General features: G+C 61.3%; 13 protein-coding genes. 11 read left to right on the top strand and 2 right to left on the bottom strand.

Translation table 11 applies throughout. The annotated features are described in order from the left end of the window. Positions 1-66 precede the first annotated feature (66 nt). From glpK to ACIP8I_RS09725, 10 genes are all read left to right on the top strand, one after another. Entirely contained in the window at positions 67-1569 is a 1503-nt protein-coding gene (gene glpK / locus ACIP8I_RS09770; RefSeq protein WP_367085592.1) for a glycerol kinase GlpK, read from the top strand. Between the two features lie 95 nt (positions 1570-1664). Beyond that, positions 1665-2420: a DeoR/GlpR family transcriptional regulator gene (locus ACIP8I_RS09765; protein WP_007963957.1), complete on the top strand. Its 756-nt coding sequence runs from the start codon at positions 1665-1667 to the stop codon at positions 2418-2420. Positions 2421-2749: 329 nt separating this feature from the next. Beyond that, a complete protein-coding gene (gene glpD / locus ACIP8I_RS09760; protein WP_400760599.1) occupies positions 2750-4285 on the top strand; it encodes a glycerol-3-phosphate dehydrogenase in 1536 nt (511 codons plus the stop codon). A gap of 434 nt (positions 4286-4719) precedes the next feature. Beyond that, a complete protein-coding gene (locus ACIP8I_RS09755) occupies positions 4720-5646 on the top strand; it encodes a glutamate/aspartate ABC transporter substrate-binding protein (RefSeq protein WP_400760597.1) in 927 nt (308 codons plus the stop codon). Between the two features lie 190 nt (positions 5647-5836). Next, on the top strand, positions 5837-6583 hold the full coding sequence (locus ACIP8I_RS09750; RefSeq protein WP_007963952.1) for an amino acid ABC transporter permease: 747 nt from the start codon (positions 5837-5839) through the stop codon (positions 6581-6583). Then, positions 6583-7254, top strand: coding sequence for an amino acid ABC transporter permease (locus ACIP8I_RS09745; RefSeq protein ID WP_108592302.1), 672 nt, complete (start codon positions 6583-6585; stop codon positions 7252-7254). The genes ACIP8I_RS09750 and ACIP8I_RS09745 overlap by 1 nt, the downstream gene beginning before the upstream one ends. After that, entirely contained in the window at positions 7251-7985 is a 735-nt protein-coding gene (locus ACIP8I_RS09740) for an amino acid ABC transporter ATP-binding protein (protein WP_007963947.1), read from the top strand. Before ACIP8I_RS09745 ends, ACIP8I_RS09740 begins: the two co-directional genes overlap by 4 nt. A 218-nt stretch (positions 7986-8203) precedes the next feature. Continuing rightward, positions 8204-10105: an ATP-binding protein gene (locus tag ACIP8I_RS09735; protein WP_400760593.1), complete on the top strand. Its 1902-nt coding sequence runs from the start codon at positions 8204-8206 to the stop codon at positions 10103-10105. After that, positions 10102-11430 (top strand): sigma-54-dependent transcriptional regulator, encoded by a 1329-nt coding sequence (locus ACIP8I_RS09730; protein ID WP_400760590.1) that lies wholly within the window; start codon positions 10102-10104, stop codon positions 11428-11430. Before ACIP8I_RS09735 ends, ACIP8I_RS09730 begins: the two co-directional genes overlap by 4 nt. A gap of 8 nt (positions 11431-11438) precedes the next feature. Then, positions 11439-11768 carry a GlpM family protein gene (locus ACIP8I_RS09725; RefSeq protein WP_400760714.1) on the top strand — a complete coding sequence of 110 codons (330 nt, stop codon included), beginning with the start codon at positions 11439-11441 and terminating at the stop codon, positions 11766-11768. A 64-nt stretch (positions 11769-11832) separates the two neighbouring features. On the opposite strand, the gene ACIP8I_RS09720 is transcribed toward ACIP8I_RS09725, so the two are convergent. Together ACIP8I_RS09720 and ACIP8I_RS09715 are read right to left on the bottom strand one after the other, a co-directional pair. Next, positions 11833-12501 (bottom strand): DsbA family oxidoreductase, encoded by a 669-nt coding sequence (locus ACIP8I_RS09720; protein ID WP_400760588.1) that lies wholly within the window; start codon positions 12499-12501, stop codon positions 11833-11835. A gap of 162 nt (positions 12502-12663) precedes the next feature. Continuing rightward, positions 12664-13683, bottom strand: coding sequence for an alpha/beta fold hydrolase (locus ACIP8I_RS09715; protein ID WP_400760586.1), 1020 nt, complete (start codon positions 13681-13683; stop codon positions 12664-12666). Positions 13684-13996: 313 nt separating this feature from the next. On the opposite strand from ACIP8I_RS09715, the gene ACIP8I_RS09710 reads away from it, so the two are divergent. Continuing rightward, on the top strand, positions 13997-19162 hold the full coding sequence (locus tag ACIP8I_RS09710; protein WP_400760584.1) for a dermonecrotic toxin domain-containing protein: 5166 nt from the start codon (positions 13997-13999) through the stop codon (positions 19160-19162). Positions 19163-19199 lie beyond the last annotated feature (37 nt).

The raw sequence follows: 19199 nt of genomic DNA, 5'->3' as shown, positions 1-19199 counted from the left end.
GGGGTCCTGCCCATTTCGAGCCCGCGCCACGGCCCACTCTCCCTTATTTCGTCCAAGGCAATCGACATGACCGACATTCAGAACAAGAACTACATCATTGCCCTTGATCAGGGTACGACCAGCTCCCGCGCGATCATTTTCGACCGCGACGCGAACGTGGTCTGCACCGCCCAGCGCGAATTCGCCCAGCACTACCCGCAAGCCGGTTGGGTCGAACACGATCCAATGGAAATCTTTGCGACCCAGAGCGCGGTGATGGTCGAAGCACTGGCCCAGGCCGGTCTGCATCACGATCAGGTCGCCGCCATCGGCATCACCAACCAGCGTGAAACCACCGTGGTCTGGGACAAGACCACCGGCCGCCCGGTGTACAACGCCATCGTCTGGCAGTGCCGCCGCAGCACCGAGATCTGCCAGCAGCTCAAACGCGATGGCCACGAAGACTACATCCGTGACAACACCGGCCTGGTCACCGACCCGTACTTCTCCGGCACCAAGCTCAAGTGGATCCTCGACAACGTCGAAGGCAGCCGCGAGCGTGCGCGCAACGGCGAACTGCTGTTCGGCACCGTCGATAGCTGGCTGATCTGGAAATTCACCGGCGGCAAGGTGCACGTCACCGACTACACCAACGCCTCGCGCACCATGCTCTTCAACATCCATTCGCTGGAATGGGATTCGAAGATGCTGGAAATCCTCGATATCCCGCGCGAGATGCTCCCGGAAGTCAAAGCGTCGTCGGAAATCTACGGTCGCACCAAGAGCGGCATCGCCATCGGCGGTATCGCCGGCGACCAGCAGGCGGCGTTGTTCGGCCAGATGTGCGTCGAGCCAGGCCAGGCGAAAAACACCTACGGCACCGGCTGCTTCCTGCTGATGAACACCGGCGACAAAGCGGTGAAATCGCAGCACGGCATGCTCACCACCATCGCTTGCGGCCCGCGTGGCGAAGTGGCTTACGCCCTGGAAGGCGCGGTGTTCAACGGTGGTTCGACCGTGCAGTGGCTGCGCGATGAGCTGAAAATCATTAATGACGCCCACGACACCGAATACTTCGCCAATAAAGTGAAGGACAGCAACGGCGTGTACCTGGTACCGGCCTTCACCGGTCTGGGCGCACCGTACTGGGACCCGTATGCCCGTGGCGCATTGTTCGGTCTGACCCGCGGCGTGCGCGTGGATCACATCATCCGTGCCGCGCTGGAATCGATCGCCTACCAGACCCGCGACGTGCTCGACGCCATGCAACAGGACTCCGGCGAACGCCTCAAGGCCCTGCGCGTGGACGGCGGCGCGGTCGCCAACAACTTCCTCATGCAATTCCAGGCCGACATCCTCGGCACCCAGGTCGAGCGTCCGCAAATGCGCGAAACCACCGCGCTGGGTGCAGCGTATCTGGCCGGTCTGGCCTGCGGTTTCTGGGGCAGCCTGGAAGAACTGCGCGGCAAGGCAGTGATCGAACGCGAATTCGAACCGAGCCTGGAAGAAGTCGAGAAAGAGAAACTGTACAAAGGCTGGAAAAAAGCCGTCAGCCGCACCCGTGACTGGGCGCGTGAAGACGCTGAATAAGCCAACCTTCAGAGACTGATAGGCAACTAACTGGTCGGGAGCGGATTCCTGCGGCATCATGGGCAAATTTTGCACGGCAGCCCAAAGGAAGCCCCATGAATCTGCCTCCCCGTCAGCAGCAAATCCTCGAGCTGGTCCGCGAACGCGGCTATGTGAGCATCGAGGAAATGGCGACGCTGTTCGTTGTTACCCCGCAAACCATCCGCCGCGACATCAATCAGCTCGCGGAAGCCAATCTGTTACGCCGCTACCATGGCGGCGCGGCCTATGATTCCAGCGTCGAAAACACTGCCTATGCGATGCGCGCCGACCAGATGCGCGACGAAAAACAACGCATCGGCGAAGCCATTGCCGCGCAGATCCCCGATCACGCCTCGCTGTTCATCAACATCGGCACCACCACCGAATCGATTGCCCGCGCCCTGCTCAACCATAGTCACCTGAAAATCATCACCAACAACCTGAACGTCGCCTCGATGCTCAGCGCCAAGGATGATTTCGATGTGCTGCTGACCGGCGGCAATGTGCGTCGTGACGGCGGTGTGGTGGGTCAGGCGAGTGTGGATTTCATCAATCAGTTCAAGGTCGATTTCGCATTGGTGGGTATCAGTGGCATCGACGAAGACGGCAGCCTGCTGGACTTCGATTATCAGGAAGTGCGGGTTTCCCAGGCGATCATCGCCAATGCGCGGCAGGTGATCCTGGCGGCGGACTCCAGCAAATTCGGGCGTAACGCGATGATTCGCCTCGGTCCGATCAGCCTGATCGATTGCCTGGTGACCGATCAGCAACCGGTGCCGGCCTTGGCGCAACTGCTGAGCCAGCACAAGATTCGTCTGGAAGTCGTTTAACCCCCACTTGGCGCAGCTCCCCTGTGGCGAGGGAGCTTGCTCCCGCTGGGCTGCGAAGCGGCCCCCCAAACCATATAATCCAGTGCCTCCAGTCACGTCTTGCGCACCGGATGTACGACGGCTCCGCCGCCGAGCGGGAGCAAGCTCCCTCGCCACAAAGATCATCTGCGCCTTGATAATGTTCGAAAATTTTCTTTTTACCGCCCTTCGATGAGTTTTTTCAATCGAAGGCGACTGGCTGCGCGCGGCTTTATGGGCTACCATTTTCGCAAATGAACATTTATGTTCGATTTCCAAGACAGAAAATCAAAAGAGCCCGAGGCCAGCCGATGTCCACCTCTACCTTGCGTACGCCCCCTATCTCCGAGATCTACGATGTTGCCGTGATTGGCGGCGGGATCAATGGCGTGGGGATCGCAGCGGATGCCGCCGGTCGCGGTCTGTCGGTGTTCCTTTGCGAAAAAGATGACCTGGCCAGCCACACCTCGTCGGCCAGCAGCAAGCTGATCCACGGTGGCCTGCGCTACCTGGAACATTACGAATTCCGACTGGTGCGTGAAGCACTGGCCGAGCGCGAAGTGTTGCTGGCCAAGGCGCCGCACATCGTCAAGCCGATGCGCTTCGTGCTGCCGCATCGTCCGCACCTGCGTCCGGCGTGGATGATCCGCGCCGGTCTGTTCCTCTATGACAACCTCGGCAAGCGTGAAAAGCTGCCAGGTTCGAAAAGCCTGAAGTTCGGTGCCGACAGCGCACTGAAAAGCGAAATTACCAAGGGCTTCGAATATTCCGATTGCTGGGTCGATGACGCCCGCCTCGTCGTCCTGAATGCCATGGCCGCCCGGGAAAAAGGCGCCCACGTGCACACCCAGACGCGTTGCGTCAGCGCCCGCCGCGCCAAGGGCCTGTGGCACCTGAGCCTGGAGCGCGCTGACGGCAGCCTGTTTTCGATCACCGCCAAGGCGCTGGTGAACGCCGCCGGTCCGTGGGTCGCCAAGTTCATCCGTGACGACCTGAAGATGGAATCGCCGTACGGCATCCGCCTGATTCAGGGCAGCCACATCATCGTGCCGAAACTGTACGAAGGTGATCACGCGCACATCCTGCAAAACGAAGATCAGCGCATCGTCTTCACCATTCCGTACCTGAACCACTTCACCCTGATCGGCACCACCGACCGTGAATACACTGGCGATCCGGCGAAAGTGGCAATCACCGACGGCGAAACCGATTACCTGCTGAAAGTGGTCAACGCCCACTTCAAGAAGCAGATCAGCCGCGATGACATCCAGCACAGCTACTCGGGCGTCCGTCCGCTGTGCAATGACGAATCCGACAACCCGTCCGCTGTGACCCGCGACTACACCCTGGCGCTGTCCGGTGGCGGCGAAGAAGCACCGCTGCTGTCAGTGTTCGGCGGCAAGCTGACCACCTACCGCAAACTCGCCGAGTCGGCGATGGCCCAGCTGATGCCGTACTTCACCCAGATGCGCCCGAGCTGGACCGCCACCGCGACCCTGCCCGGCGGCGAAGACATGACCACCCCGCAGGCCTTGAGCGCGCAGATTCGCGACAAGTTCGATTTCGTCCCGACCGAGATCGCCCGCCGCTGGGCCACCACCTACGGCAGCCGCACCTGGCGCATGCTCGAGGGCGTCGAGTCCCTGAACGACATGGGCGAACACCTTGGCGGCGGCCTCTACACCCGTGAAGTCGATTACCTGTGCAGTGAAGAATGGGCCACCAGCGCTCACGACATCCTGTGGCGCCGCAGCAAACTGGGCCTGTTCACCACCCCGGCCGAGCAGGAGAAACTGGCGGCGTACCTGGGCAAGGTCGAGCAGAACCGCAAAATCGAAGCGGCGTGATTTGAACATCGCTTAAACGAAAGCCCCTGAATTGAGAGATTCAGGGGCTTTTTTGTTTATCCGCGCCGGACACTGAACCTGTGGCGAGGGAGCTTGCTCCCGCTGGGTCGCGTAGCGGCCCTTTCATAAAAGCGGGCCTGCTGCGCAGTCCAGCGGGAGCAAGCTCCCTCGCCACAACAGCGTTCGGTTTTCCGAACGCGACCTCCCGGTCAATTCGGATAACCGGATCAGTTCCAGCCAAAAATACCGAAACAAAACTTTAATCACCTTATTAATCAAGCCATTAGCCACTAGCGACTGCTCTGGCACGACTCATGCTCTACACTCTCTCGACGAATGCCTGCCGTGCCAACACTTCAGGAGCCGTCAGGCATTCGAAGCACAAAAGGGCCGACGAACTGGCTCCATAAAAAAAACAATTCGAGGAAAATTTGATGCGCATCGTTCCCCATATCCTGGGCGCAGCCATTGCTGCCGCTCTGATCAGCACACCAGTTTTCGCCGCCGAACTCACCGGCACCCTGAAGAAAATCAACGATTCCGGCACCATCACCCTCGCTCACCGCGACAGCTCCATCCCGTTTTCCTACATCGCGGATGCTTCCGGCAAGCCAGTGGGCTACTCCCACGACATTCAACTGGCCATCGTTGAAGCCCTGAAAAAAGACCTGAACAAGCCAGACCTGCAGGTCAAATACAACCTGGTGACCTCGCAGACCCGTATCCCGCTGATCCAGAACGGCACCGCGGATATCGAGTGCGGTTCCACCACCAACAACGCCGAACGCGCCCAACAGGTCGACTTCACCGTCAACATCTTCGAAATCGGCACCCGTCTGCTGGTCAAAAAAGACAAGGAAGGCAACCCGTCCTACAAAGACTTTGCCGACCTCAAAGGCAAAAACGTCGTGACCACCGCTGGCACCACGTCCGAGCGCATCATCAAAGCGATGAACGCCGACAAGCAGATGGGCATGAACATCATCTCCGCCAAGGACCACGGTGAATCCTTCAACATGCTGGAAAGCGGCCGCGCCGTTGCCTTCATGATGGACGACGCCCTGCTGGCCGGCGAAGAAGCCAAGGCCAAGAAGCCGGACGACTGGGTCATCACCGGTACTCCACAATCCTTCGAAGCCTACGCGTGCATGGTTCGCAAGGACGACCCGGCCTTCAAGAAGGCAGTGGATGACGCCATTGTCGGCCTGTTCAAATCCGGCAAGATCAACGAGATCTACAAGAAGTGGTTCGAAACCGCGATTCCGCCAAAGGGCCTGAACCTCAACTTCCCGATGAGCGACAAGGTCAAGGAACTGATCGCCAACCCGAGCGACAAGCCGGCGCCTGACGTAAAAATCTGATTCCTGACTAACCTTATCCCCTGAGGGAGCCACCCTCCCTCAGGCGTCTGTTACCTGCTGGTTTTACAGTGGAACACTCGACCTGGCGGTTTTCGAGCCGATCGCGTGTGCCCGGCGTTCAACGTCGGACGGGAAAGGATCTTCCCCAAGCGGGTGCTTGTACATCGATCGATTTCGAGGGGAGACCCTAATGAATTACAACTGGGACTGGGGCGTGTTCTTCAAGTCCACCGGCGTGGGCAGCGAGACTTATCTCGACTGGTACATCGCCGGCCTGGGCTGGACCATTGCCATCGCTGTCGTGGCATGGATCATCGCCTTGCTGCTGGGCTCCATTCTGGGGGTCATGCGCACGGTGCCGAACCGCCTCGTATCGGGCATCGCGACCTGCTACGTCGAACTGTTTCGCAACGTGCCGCTGCTGGTGCAGCTGTTCATCTGGTACTTCCTGGTGCCCGACCTGCTGCCGCAGAACCTGCAGGACTGGTACAAGCAGGATCTGAACCCGACCACCTCGGCCTACCTGAGCGTGGTCGTGTGCCTGGGCCTGTTCACCGCCGCCCGGGTCTGCGAGCAAGTGCGCACCGGTATCCAGGCGCTGCCACGCGGTCAGGAATCCGCCGCCCGCGCCATGGGCTTCAAGCTGCCGCAGATCTACTGGAACGTGCTGCTGCCCCAGGCCTACCGCATCATCATTCCGCCGCTGACCTCGGAATTCCTCAACGTCTTCAAGAACTCCTCCGTGGCGTCCCTGATCGGCCTGATGGAACTGCTGGCGCAAACCAAGCAGACCGCCGAGTTCTCGGCCAACCTGTTTGAAGCCTTCACCCTGGCCACGCTGATCTACTTCACCCTGAACATGAGCCTGATGTTGCTGATGCGCATGGTCGAGAAGAAAGTCGCAGTGCCCGGCCTGATCTCCGTGGGGGGTAAATAATGGACTTCGATTTCAGCGGCATCATCCCCGCGATTCCGGGCCTGTGGAACGGCATGCTCATGACCTTGCAGCTGATGGTCATGGGCGTGATCGGCGGCATCGTGCTGGGGACCATCCTCGCGCTGATGCGCCTGTCGTCCAGCAAACTGCTGTCGCGGGTCGCCGGCGCCTACGTGAACTACTTCCGCTCGATCCCCCTGCTGCTGGTGATCACCTGGTTCTACCTGGCGGTGCCGTTCGTGCTGCGCTGGATCACCGGCGAAGACACCCCGATCGGCGCGTTCACCTCCTGCGTCGTGGCTTTCATGATGTTCGAAGCCGCGTACTTCTGTGAGATCGTCCGGGCCGGCGTGCAGTCGATCCCCAAAGGCCAGATGGCCGCGGCCCAGGCGATGGGCATGACCTATGGCCAGACCATGCGGCTGATCATCCTGCCCCAGGCGTTCCGCAAGATGACCCCGTTGCTGCTGCAACAGTCGATCATCCTGTTCCAGGACACCTCGCTGGTCTACACCGTGGGCCTGGTGGACTTCCTCAACTCCGCCCGCTCCAGCGGCGACATCATCGGTCGTTCCAACGAGTTCCTGATCTTCGCCGGTGTCGTCTACTTCATCATCAGCTTTTCCGCCTCGCTGCTGGTCAAGCGTCTGCAAAAAAGGTTTGCCGTATGATCTCCATCAAGAACATCAACAAGTGGTATGGCGACTTCCAGGTGCTGACTGATTGCAGCACCGAGGTCAAGAAAGGCGAAGTGATCGTGGTCTGCGGTCCGTCGGGTTCGGGCAAGTCGACCCTGATCAAGTGCGTCAACGCGCTGGAGCCGTTCCAGAAAGGCGACATCGTCGTCGACGGCACCTCGATTGCCGACTCCAAGACCAACCTGCCGAAACTGCGTTCGCGCGTCGGTATGGTGTTCCAGCATTTCGAGCTGTTCCCGCACCTGACCATCACCGAAAACCTGACCATCGCGCAGATCAAGGTGCTGGGCCGCAGCAAGGAAGAGGCGACCAAGAAAGGTCTGCAACTGCTCGAGCGCGTCGGCTTGTCGGCGCATGCGCACAAGCACCCGGGGCAACTGTCCGGCGGTCAGCAGCAGCGTGTGGCGATTGCCCGAGCGCTGGCGATGGATCCGATCGTCATGCTGTTCGACGAACCGACCTCGGCGCTCGATCCGGAAATGGTCAACGAAGTGCTCGACGTGATGGTGCAACTGGCCCACGAGGGCATGACCATGATGTGCGTGACCCACGAAATGGGTTTCGCGCGCAAAGTGGCTGACCGGGTGATCTTCATGGACGCCGGCAAGATCATCGAAGACTGCCCGAAAGAGGAATTCTTCGGCGACATCAGCGCCCGCTCCGAACGCGCGCAGCATTTCCTCGAGAAAATCCTGCAGCACTAAAAGCAACACCGATTTGCCCTTGTGGCGAGGGAGCTTGCTCCCGCTGGGTCGCGCAGCGGCCCCAAAACCTGCCAATGCGATCTATCTGAAACACCGCATTGAATGGATTTACGACTGCTTCGCAGCCGAGCGGGAGCAAGCTCCCTCGCCACAGGTTCCAGGCTCGACCAAACCAGTGCGTCGTCCGCGGCAGCGCTGGTTGACCCAAGGCAACTGTGATGAAATGCGACCCCAATCTCTATCGCGCAGCGCCGCCATCACTTGCCGTGAAGCCCCGTCTGATTCGCCATCTGTTCCTGCCGCCGCTGATCATCATCCTGATGATCGGCCTGGGTTACGCCGGCTTCTGGACCAGTGAACATTTCGGCATCCGCAGCCTCAGCGAAAACGGCCAGCGTCAGCTCGAACTGCACGCGCGCACCGTCGAAAGCGAGATCAGCAAATACACTTACCTGCCCAGCCTGCTGGAACTGGAAACCAGTGTCCCGCAACTGCTGGCCGACCCGACCCCGGAACACCGGCAAACGGTCAATGCTTACCTTGAAGGCCTGAACCGGCGCAGCCGCAGTCGGGCCATCTACGTGATGGACACCACCGGCCGCGTGATGGCCACCAGCAACTGGCGCGACGTCGACAGTTACCTCGGCGAAGACCTGTCCTTCCGCGCCTATTTCCAGAAAGCCGTACGCGGCGAGCCCGGACGTTTCTACGGCATCGGCAGCACCAGCGGCGAACCCGGTTACTACCTCGCCCATGGCCTGGAAGAACACGGAAAGATCATCGGCGTCGCCGTGGTCAAGGTGCGCCTCGAAGCCCTGGAGGAACGCTGGCAACGCGCCCGCCTGGAAGCCTTCGTCAGCGACGAGAACGGCATCATCATTCTTTCCAGCGATCCGGCGCGGCGCCTGAAATCGGTGGTGCCGTTGAGCGATGAAACCAAAGAAAAACTCGCGCGCAGCCTGCAGTACTACTGGTTTCCGCTCAACGAACTGCAACCGCTGGCCCGCGAAACCCTGGCCGACGGTGTGGAGAAACTGACCTTCCCGGCCAACAGTGAACTGAGCGCCGATGACGACAGCATCAGCTATCTGGCGCAGACCCGGCCGCTGAGCGATACGCCATGGAATTTCACCCTGCTCACGCCGTTGCAGGACTTGCGTCGTGAAGCGATCAATCAGGGAATCCTGGTGGCGGTGGCCTTCGCGCTGGTGGCGTTCCTGCTGATCGCCTGGAACGAACGGCGCAAGGTCATCGCCACCCGCCTCGCCGCCCGCGAAGCCTTGCAGGAAGCCAACAATCAGCTGGAGCGTCGGATTACCGAACGCACCGGCGATCTGCGCGCCAGCAACGAACGGCTGAAGAGCCAGATCCGCGAACGGCGCCAGGCCGAAGAGACCTTGCGCCGCGCCCAGGACGAGCTGGTGCAGGCCGGCAAACTCGCGGCCATCGGCCAGATGTCGACCAGCATCGCCCACGAACTGAACCAGCCGCTGGCGGCGATGCGCACCCTGTCCGGCAACACCATTCGCTTTCTGGAACGCGGCCAGCTCGACATCGCCAGCACCAACCTCAAGACCATCAACGACCTGATCGACCGCATGGGCCGGATCACCGCCAGCCTGCGTTCGTTCGCCCGGCGCGGCGACGACAAGGGTCAGGCCAGTCTCGGCAAAGCGGTGGATGCTGCGCTGCAATTGCTCGGGGCGCGGGTGGACAGCATGGCGCTGCAACTGCACCGGCAGTTCAGCGATGTTCAGGTGCAGATTGACCAGACCCGCCTCGAACAGATTCTGGTCAACCTGATCGGCAACGCCCTCGACGCCATGCAGGCGCAACCCGCACCGCAGCTGTGGCTCGAAGGCGAAGAGTTCAACGGCAAATATCGCCTGCGGGTGCGCGACAACGGCCACGGTGTCGACGCCGAAGCACGCAAGCATCTGTTCGAGCCGTTCTTCACCACCAAACCCGGCGAACAGGGTCTGGGCCTCGGCCTGACCCTCTCCGCCAGCCTCGCGGCCGCCACCGGCGGACACCTGGGTGTCGAACACCCGGTCAGCGGTGGCACCACCTTCGTCCTCAGTTTACCGTTGGTAAGCCCTACTCCTGCCGAGCCAATATGAACCACGACCTTAGTGTGCTGATCGTCGAAGACGACCCCCATGTGCTGCTCGGCTGCCAGCAGGCGCTGACCCTGGAAGACATTCCCTGCATCGGCGTCGGCAGTGCCGAAGAAGCGCTGGAGCGGGTCGGCGACAACTTTGCCGGGATCGTCATCAGCGACATTCGCCTGCCCGGCATCGATGGCCTGGAACTGCTGACGCGTCTGAAGGCGCGCGACCGCAGTCTGCCGGTGGTGCTGATCACCGGTCATGGCGATATCTCCATGGCGGTCGGCGCGATGCAGAAAGGCGCCTACGATTTCATGGAGAAACCGTTCTCGCCGGAGCGTCTGGTGGACGTCGCTCGTCGCGCACTGGAGCAACGCAGCCTGGCTCGGGAAGTGTCTTCGCTGCGTCGGCAACTGGCCGAACGCGATTCCCTCGAAGGCCGGATCATCGGGCGCTCGCCAGCCATGCAGAACCTGCGCGAACTGATCGCCAACGTCGCCGACACCTCGGCCAACGTATTGATCGAAGGCGAGACCGGCACCGGCAAGGAACTTGTCGCCCGTTGCCTGCACGACTTCAGTCGCCGGCATGCCAAGCAGTTCGTCGCGCTGAACTGCGGCGGCCTTCCGGAAAACCTCTTCGAGAGCGAGATCTTCGGCCACGAGGCCAACGCCTTCACCGGCGCCGGCAAACGGCGCATCGGCAAGATCGAACACGCCGACGGCGGCACGCTGTTCCTCGATGAAGTGGAAAGCATGCCCCTGCCCCTGCAGATCAAATTGCTGCGGGTGTTGCAGGAACGCACCCTCGAGCGCCTCGGTTCGAACCAGAGCGTGGCGGTGGATTGCCGGGTGATTGCCGCGACCAAATCCGACCTCGACGAAGCGAGCAAGGCCGGCGAGTTTCGCAGCGACTTGTACTACCGCCTCAACGTGGTGACGCTGGAATTGCCGCCGCTGCGCGAGCGCCGTGAAGACATCCTGCAACTGTTCGAACACTTCACCCAGCAGTCTGCGCTGCGTTTCGACCGCGCGCTGCCGGAGCTGGACAACCAGACCCTGTCGAACCTGATGAGCCACGACTGGCCGGGCAACGTGCGCGAACTGCGTAACGTCGCCGAGCGCTTTGCCCTCGGCCTGCCGGCGTTCAAGAAATCCGGCGCCGGCAGCGGTAGCCAGGGTCTGGCGTTCGCCGAAGCGGTGGAAGCCTTCGAGCGCAACCTGCTCAACGATGCCTTGCAACGCAGTGGTGGCAACCTGACCCAGGCCAGCCTGGAACTGGGCATGGCCAAGACCACGCTGTTCGACAAAGTGAAAAAGTACGGGTTGAGCCACTGATGGATCTGATTCTCAAAGCCGCCCTTGGTGCGGCAGTGGTGGTGATCCTCGCCGCGCTGTCGAAGACCAAAAACTATTACATCGCCGGGCTGGTACCCCTGTTTCCGACCTTCGCGCTGATCGCCCATTACATCGTCGGCAACAGCCGTTCGATCGATGATCTGAAGGCGACCATCGTGTTCGGCATGTGGTCGATCATTCCGTACTTCATCTATCTGGCGACGCTGTACGTGATGGTTGACCGGATGCGCCTGGAGACGTCACTGGCGGTGGCGGTTGTCGCGTGGTTGATCGCCGCCAGCGTATTGGTCTCGGTGTGGGTGCGCCTGCACAGCTGATCCCTGCGGCAGCTCCTACAGGGTTGGCATTCAGTTGTTGACGGTGCCGCCCGGGGGTGGGGATTCAGTTGCTGACGGTGCCGCCCCGGGTTTCACTGATGATCTGCCGGATCGCCCCGACAAAGGTGTCCACCGGTTGCCCGCCCGTCACCGCGTACTGACCGTTGAACACCACGGTCGGCACTGAACTCACGCCGCGTTGCAGCCACAGTTGCTCTTCTTCGCGCACTTCATCGGCAAATTCGTCGCTGGCCAGAATCGCTTCGGCACGTTGCCGGTCCAGACCCACGCTTTCGGCAATCTGCGCCAATTGCGCATGATCGGACGGATTGCCGCCATCGGTGAAATAGGCCTTGAACAGCGCCTGCTTCAACGGCAACTGCAACCCCTCAAGGCCGGCCCAATGCAACAGACGATGGGCATCGAAGGTGTTGTAGATGCGGCTGTTGCCATCGGTACGAAAGGCAAACCCGACCTCGGCGCCACGGGCACGAATCGCTTCGCGGTTTTTCTGTGACTGCTCCGGGGTCGAGCCGTACTTTTCGCTGATGTGTTCGGTGATGTTCTGCCCGTCCGGGCCCATCTTCGGGTTCAGTTCGAACGGTTGGAAATGAATCTCGGCCTGTACTTCATCGCGCAGAATCTCCAGCGCCTGCAGCAAGCCATTCAGACCAACGATGCACCACGGGCAGGACACGTCGCTGACAAAATCGATTTTCAAAGCGGAACTCATCACACACCTCGCGGGCAGATCACACATCGCAAAGTCTGAAAGATACACCTGTAGGAGCTGCCGCAGGCTGCGATCTTTAGCTTTTTAAAATCAAAAGATCGCAGCCTGCGGCAGCTCCTACAGGGGTGCATGCCAGTGTAGGAGTGAGCCTGCTCGCGATGGTTACAACAGATTCCCCGCCGCCACCGGCTCGATCTGCGCCCAGTGCGAAGTGTCTTCACGGTGCTGTTGCAGATACGGCAACACCGCCGCCAGCAACGGTGCCTTGAACGCCTCTTGAAAACGGTGGGCCAGCCCCGGAATCAGCTTCAACTGACTGCCACGGATGTGCGCCGCCAGGTGCACGCCATGCATTACCGGCAACAACGGATCGGCCGTGCCGTGCACCACCAGGGTCGGCACCCGCAGTTGATTGAGCAAAGTCACCCGGCTCGGCTCGGCGAGGATCGCCATGATCTGGCGCTTCACACCTTCAGGATTGAATGCCCGGTCGTAAGCAATCGCCGCCTGATGCAGCAGTGCTTGCCGATCATCAGTGACTGACGGGCTACCGAGCGCCGCCAACAGATCGGCCTGTTGCTCCAATGCCACCTCGCGATTCGGTGCGCCACGCCGCGCCAGCAGTTGCACCAGCGCCGCACTGGGCGCCGGCAACCCTTCGGCGCCGGAACTGGTCATGATCAGCGTCAGACTCTCCACCCGTTGCGGAGCCATCGCCGCCAGATGTTGGGCGATCATCCCGCCCATGCTCGCGCCCAGCACGTGAAACTGGTCGATGTGCAACGCGTCCATCAAACCCAGCGCATCGTCGGCCATGTCGGTCAGCGAATACGGCGCCGACACCGGCAAGCCGAGCTTGTAGCGCAACACCTCGAACGTCAGGTTGGCCTCGGCCGGGGCCTGACGCCAAGTGGACAGACCAACATCGCGATTGTCATAGCGGATCACCCGAAAACCCTGCTGACACAGCGCAACCACCACTTCGTCGGGCCAGTGAATCAACTGGCCTCCCAGGCCCATGACCAGCAACAGCGCCGGATCCGAAGCACGACCGATGCTCTGGTACGCCAGGCTCACCTGTGCCAGATCGACCCGTTCGGTCGGTACATTGACGTCGCAACGCGAAGCCGCCATCGACGGCAGGCCGAACAACAGCGCGGCCAACAAAAGAAATAAACGCATGAAGAAACACCGAAACGCAGAACCCCAGTAGAGCGCGAGTCTGATGAAGTTTGTTCAAGCGCGCTGCCACAGTTGCGTGACAGTTTGATGAAGATTGCCGAGCGGTCATTCTGCACAGCGTCCCGACGTCCGGCACGCTCTTCTATGCCAAAGCGATGACGGCAACGAATCAGGCCGGAGCGGTCTGTACATCCTCTGAAACAAAAGCACTAGCAAGCGATAACCATGTACCGCATGAGCTTGTGACAGCGCGCCTCTAATAGGCATGAAAACCGGAATCACCCGGCCCGCATGCCTTTTGGAGCCTTGTCGCATGTCCCACGCACTGCCACCTGCAACGGCCGACTTCGGCCTTGATCAACGATTGCAGCCATACGTCGATCAAACGCTTTACCTGTTGGCGACGGCTCGTTTGAACGAGTGTCACCAGCAATGGCTGGATCTCCTGGCCCACCATTCCCAACAGCCCGAAAGCGCCTGGTGGGGTGCCCGCGCCCCCGGCACGGCGCTGTCGCGGCGCGAGCATGCCCTGAGCCTGTATCACCTGCATTTCGAGGCCGCGCTTCAATGGGCGGGGGCCGAGGGCAAGCTCGACACCTCACAACGACACAGGCTGGCGCAGCTCCTCACCCCATCGAACATGGTCGCGGCGGACCTGCGGGTCGCGCAACCGGTGCTCAACCGCGTCGATAACAGCCGCCTGCGCGTGTACGGCACGTTGCTGATCCAGCTGGAGGAAACGCTGCTGCTTTATCTGCCCGCGCACCCGCAACCGTTGATGCGTTTTCAACAGCAGACCGCGCTTGAACGCTGGTTGATTGACCAGCACCCGGATCCGCTACGCATCACCTCGCTGGACTTCATCGAGTTCGGTAGCGATCCGCTCACACGCGGATTTGTACCACTGATGTCCTCATCGGCAAGCACTGGTGCCAATCGGGCCGCGCTCGACAAATTGTTTCCGGTCGCGCCCACCCGGCCAGAGAGTGCCGGGCCAACCGCCAGTGAGGTCGCGCCCTTCGGCCTGCTGGTTGCCGACATTCCCCTGGACCTGCGTCTGCAGACGCTGGCGCTTGAACAGCGTGCTCTTGACCGTTTGTTCGGCGACGCCGATCCGGACAGCCCGCAACGTCAACAACAGAGACAACGACTCGACGCCTTGAACGCGGCCCGGCAAGCCAGTCATGACGCGGCATCGGCCCTGCTCGAAAGCCATCATCCGTTGACGATGCTCGAATTGCGCCATGCCACAAACGTGCATTACCAGGCCCTGCTGGAGGCCCGCGTCGCGGGGTTGCGCGCCGAAGTCGAAGTGCAACGGGCGCTGGAGCAACTGTCCGTCGAGGAGCATCGGCGTGTCATCGCGATGCTCGACGCGCCCGAGCGCAACCTGCCGACAGCGGACGGGGTCATCGCGCGCGTTTCGTTGGCGGCGACAGATGAGGGCGTTACCGCCGTCGAGGAGCTGCATGGTGTGCTGATCATCGCGACAACTGCGGCGCTGGCCCCCGGTTCGACTGACAGCCTGCTGCTTTACTGGCCCGGCCAGTTCGGCGGCCTGCAACGTTTTGCTTCGCGTGCGGCGCTGGAGCAGGACCTGTTCAAACACTCGCCCGGCGATGGCGGGCTGACCCTGCACCTGACCCCGCTCACTGTTGACCCGCTCGTCTGGTCCCTCGATCAGCAGCTTTATCTGTGCGAACGGCAAGCCGCGCAGATTCTGCGCGATAACCCGCTGCCCGAATGGGCCGACGAGCGTCGGGCCGAAATGGAAAAGCTGCGCGAACAACACCTGCCGCGCCTGACCGTACCGATCGCGCAGGCCCGTGAGCGGGCATTTGCCGAACGTCAGGCGCAAGACCACAGCGCCGCGCTGGCCGGTAGCCTGCCCGGGTGGTTTGACAACCTGGACACTGCGCAACGTGCGCAGATCAAAGCGCTGATCAACCGCTACCTCGGCGCCATGCAACGCGCTCATGCCTTGCTCGAACGGGAATTGCCGCCACGTCAGGCCTTCGCCGAAAAGCGTATCGACGCTCGTTTGCGCGCAGACTTCGCGCTCAAACAACGGGTGAGTGTGAGTCTCGACCTGCCCGACTCGACTTTCTGGCGTAGAACCGTGATGGAAGCCCCCGGGCCCGGCACGCCGCAACGCAACATCCTGACCGCGAGCGACAAGCGCAGTGTCGTCCCTCTCGAACAACTGGCACAGGACAATGTCGATCAGGACATGTGGTGGCGCCTGTCGTTCATGCAGGCCAGGATCAGCGCCGAGGACCCAAGTGATCGGCAGAGCCTCGAAGCCGGGCTCAACCCGGTCTATTTGCGCAAACTGGTAACGGAACTGGATCTGCCCGGACGTTACGAAGAACTGATTCGCCTGGCGTTTTTCGGCGCGCCGGAAGAACCGGCGTTTCAGCAGGCCTGGCGCCGCGAATGCCTGAGTGAACCATGGCGGCTGATGCTCCGCTTGCAAGGCGAATTCGCTTTGCTGCAACGGCACATCGACAGTGCCGGCCACGCTGTGCTGAAGGTCGCCATCGAGGCGACTACATCTCAGGCGTATGCCGTCGACGGACAACGCATCGCGCTGCTGCCGGTGCACCTGACGGTCGGTGGAGAGGACACCGCGCATCAGGGGACGAGCACGCTCGCGGGGGTCACGTTCATTGTCGAGCAAACCAGTGGCCTGACCCTGCTGTACCTGCCCGACAGCACCGACGCCATCTTCCTGCGTCAGTACGAAACGCTGGAACTGGCGCGGATGGATCTGTTCAGGCGTTGTGTGGACAGCAAAATGGTCAATTACCTGGCCGGACGCGCCGTGAGTGGCGATTTTGCCAGTCATGTCAGCCGGATCAACCAGGCTCAGCTGCGCAATTTCGATGCACTGATCGGCGTCGGGATGGCCTGGCCGGCGACCACCTCGCTGGCCATTCACCTGTTGAACGTGCACATGGGCCGACTACTGGAGGCCCATCGCGGCAGTTCGCGTTCCAACGATGCGTTGTATCTGGAGCGCTGTGCACTGAAATCCGGGGCGTTGGTCAACTACCTGAAAATGGCCATCGGCATGTTGCCGTTCGTGGGCGCGGCCGTGGCCCTGTATGACGCCTGGAACAGCGCCAATCTGGCCGTCGCGGCGTTCTTGCGCGGCGAGCTCGGGCATGGGCTGGCGGAGGTAGAGGCGGTGCTGCTGTCATTGATCGACGCGGCAATGGATGTGCTGCCCGGAACAGTCTCGGCCCCCACGGCCGCGCGCCTGGTCACCCGTCAGCGGCAACGCGCGGCATTGGGCAGATCCGCCGCGATGCCGACGTCCTGGCAATGGGCCAGACGGTCGCTCGACCGCTTCAAGGGATACGAGTACGAATACGAAATTTCCCTCGCCGGCCTGCACCCGGCCACCCACGGTGTCTATCGCAACATCTACCGCCACGCCGATGGCGACTTCATCGTTCGTCAGGGTCGCATCTATCAGGTTCAGCTCAGCGATGCGCCGCGTGGCTGGAGGCTCTATGGCTCACGGATACGCAGCTACAAACAACCAATCGCCCTCGAAGAAAATGGCCAGTGGAACACCCACCATGCGGTGCACGGCACGCTGATGGACGGTGGCGGTGCTGGCGGCGGCGCCGTGCTCGGACATCTGGCCGACGGCATGGACCCACTCTGGCCCGCGCCGATCCGCCAGTGGCTACCGCGCTGGTGGACCGATCGGCAACTGCGCAGGCAATTGACCCTGACCAACACCGCCGACGCCTATACCCGGCGCCTTGATACCCAGACACGCGCTTCCAACCAGTTGCTGGAGAACTACCAGAAACTCGACGTTGCCCAGCGCAAGCCACTACAGGCAGCGGTCGACACAGCGTGCCTCAACGACATCGACATCGCGATCGCCCAATATGAAAACCTTGCCGAACTGTTGCCCTTGAGCCACGGCCGCAAGCGTCTGCAAATCGAAGACATCCAGAGCCGCTGTGCCTGGATCGTGGTCGATCGCGCCGTACAGCGCGTCACCGTCGCCCGTGATCGCTTGCTGGAACACTTGAACCGGATCGACGCACTGGTCGCCGAGTCCGATGCCACCCACTTCAGCAATACAGCGGCCCATATAGCACTCATGGCCCGACGCAAGCGGGTACGCAAGGATTTCCTCAAGGAGTTCGATCAACTGCACGCAATCACCGAGCAGGCCAACCTGTGGAACAACCGCATCAGCAATCGCGCGCAGAAAGCCCGAATGGCGACAGACATGAGCAATCTCAACCGCAACCTTGGCGACAACACGCACCACTACCTGAGAACTGCACATCTGCTGGAAATCATTACCCGCTACGACGCAGTCACCGACCTGTCCTGGGTGTATTTTCATACCCAGCTCAAAGACGCCCGGGTCAAGGTCGGGCGCGCACTGCTGACCCAGCATCACCTGCCAGAGGTCAGCGCCAGCCTGACCCAGCGTAATCGGGTGATCGAGGATTGCCTGCAGATCTATGCCGATTTTCGCCGTCAGCTCCACGCCTGGACGCTCGGTTATGCGCAGCATCTGGATCTGGAACAGGTCGGGCCGTTTCTCGACGGTCTGAGCAAGGTTGAAGAGCACGCGCGGCATGCGATCAAACAGCGTCCGCCAATCAAGCCTAAAGAGCCCGGCGGCAAGCAACTGTTCGAAACCGAGGACAACCAGTTGCTGATCGGTACGGAAAGCATCGACGCCGGCACCCGGGAGAAACGCTTCACTGTCGAAGGCATCGACGGGTTCCGCGAAACCTGGTTGCCGCGCTCTACTGGCAAGTACCACCTGCAAGCTCAGAGCACGCCGGCCGCTGCCCCCCTGACAGGCGACGTTCAGCCATTGCTGACCGAAGCCCGAAAACGTCTTGCGGCAGTTCCCGCCTACAGCGACAAGGTTCAGGCCTACGCCCCCCAGGACATGCTGCCAGTGGATCTGGAACATATGCTCGGCAGCGAAGCGACGGAACTGAGTACCCGCGCGCAGGCCATCGAGCGATTGTCACCGACCGAGCCGATGGTGCGCCAACTGCACGACACGGCCGCAGAATTGCGGCGAACCGGCCGTACTTTGCGCATCGATCAGTCAATGCGCAGCAAGACGCCTACCGAAGGCTATCTGGATTATTTGCTGCAACAGCATGTGGTGGAAATCCGCAAGGAAGGCGCACTGCGGGCACTGGGCAAACGCGCTGACGGGCGCAAGGATTACCTTCAGGAATACGAGGTGCGCGACCTCACCAGCACACCGCCGCGCACGCTGTGGTATGCGCACTTTCACTACACCTCGGACAAGGTGCCATTCACCGACTTCGTCAAAGCGCATCTGAAACTGCCGGAGCAACGCAATCTCGGCCTGCAATGGCAGCAGGCCCGGGCCGCCGGCGGTGCGCAGGTCGAGGCGATCTGGCGCGGCGATATCGGCAAACCGCTGGGCATCCGGCATTTCGCAGATCTCTAGGGCAAAAAGCAGCGGGGCACTGGCTATGCCCCGCTGC

The organism is Pseudomonas sp. NPDC088414, from assembly GCF_044753325.1.
Lineage (GTDB): Bacteria > Pseudomonadota > Gammaproteobacteria > Pseudomonadales > Pseudomonadaceae > Aquipseudomonas.
Note: the sequence above shows the minus strand (reverse complement) of the source record. Positions and strands in the feature narration are given on the sequence as shown.

Coding starts and splice junctions, on each gene's coding strand:
- glpK (WP_367085592.1), top strand. CDS start 67: ATGACCGACATTCAGAACAAGAACTACATCATTGCCCTTGATCAGGGT.
- ACIP8I_RS09765 (WP_007963957.1), top strand. CDS start 1,665: ATGAATCTGCCTCCCCGTCAGCAGCAAATCCTCGAGCTGGTCCGCGAA.
- glpD (WP_400760599.1), top strand. CDS start 2,750: ATGTCCACCTCTACCTTGCGTACGCCCCCTATCTCCGAGATCTACGAT.
- ACIP8I_RS09755 (WP_400760597.1), top strand. CDS start 4,720: ATGCGCATCGTTCCCCATATCCTGGGCGCAGCCATTGCTGCCGCTCTG.
- ACIP8I_RS09750 (WP_007963952.1), top strand. CDS start 5,837: ATGAATTACAACTGGGACTGGGGCGTGTTCTTCAAGTCCACCGGCGTG.
- ACIP8I_RS09745 (WP_108592302.1), top strand. CDS start 6,583: ATGGACTTCGATTTCAGCGGCATCATCCCCGCGATTCCGGGCCTGTGG.
- ACIP8I_RS09740 (WP_007963947.1), top strand. CDS start 7,251: ATGATCTCCATCAAGAACATCAACAAGTGGTATGGCGACTTCCAGGTG.
- ACIP8I_RS09735 (WP_400760593.1), top strand. CDS start 8,204: ATGAAATGCGACCCCAATCTCTATCGCGCAGCGCCGCCATCACTTGCC.
- ACIP8I_RS09730 (WP_400760590.1), top strand. CDS start 10,102: ATGAACCACGACCTTAGTGTGCTGATCGTCGAAGACGACCCCCATGTG.
- ACIP8I_RS09720 (WP_400760588.1), bottom strand. CDS start 12,501: ATGAGTTCCGCTTTGAAAATCGATTTTGTCAGCGACGTGTCCTGCCCG.
- ACIP8I_RS09715 (WP_400760586.1), bottom strand. CDS start 13,683: ATGCGTTTATTTCTTTTGTTGGCCGCGCTGTTGTTCGGCCTGCCGTCG.
- ACIP8I_RS09710 (WP_400760584.1), top strand. CDS start 13,997: ATGTCCCACGCACTGCCACCTGCAACGGCCGACTTCGGCCTTGATCAA.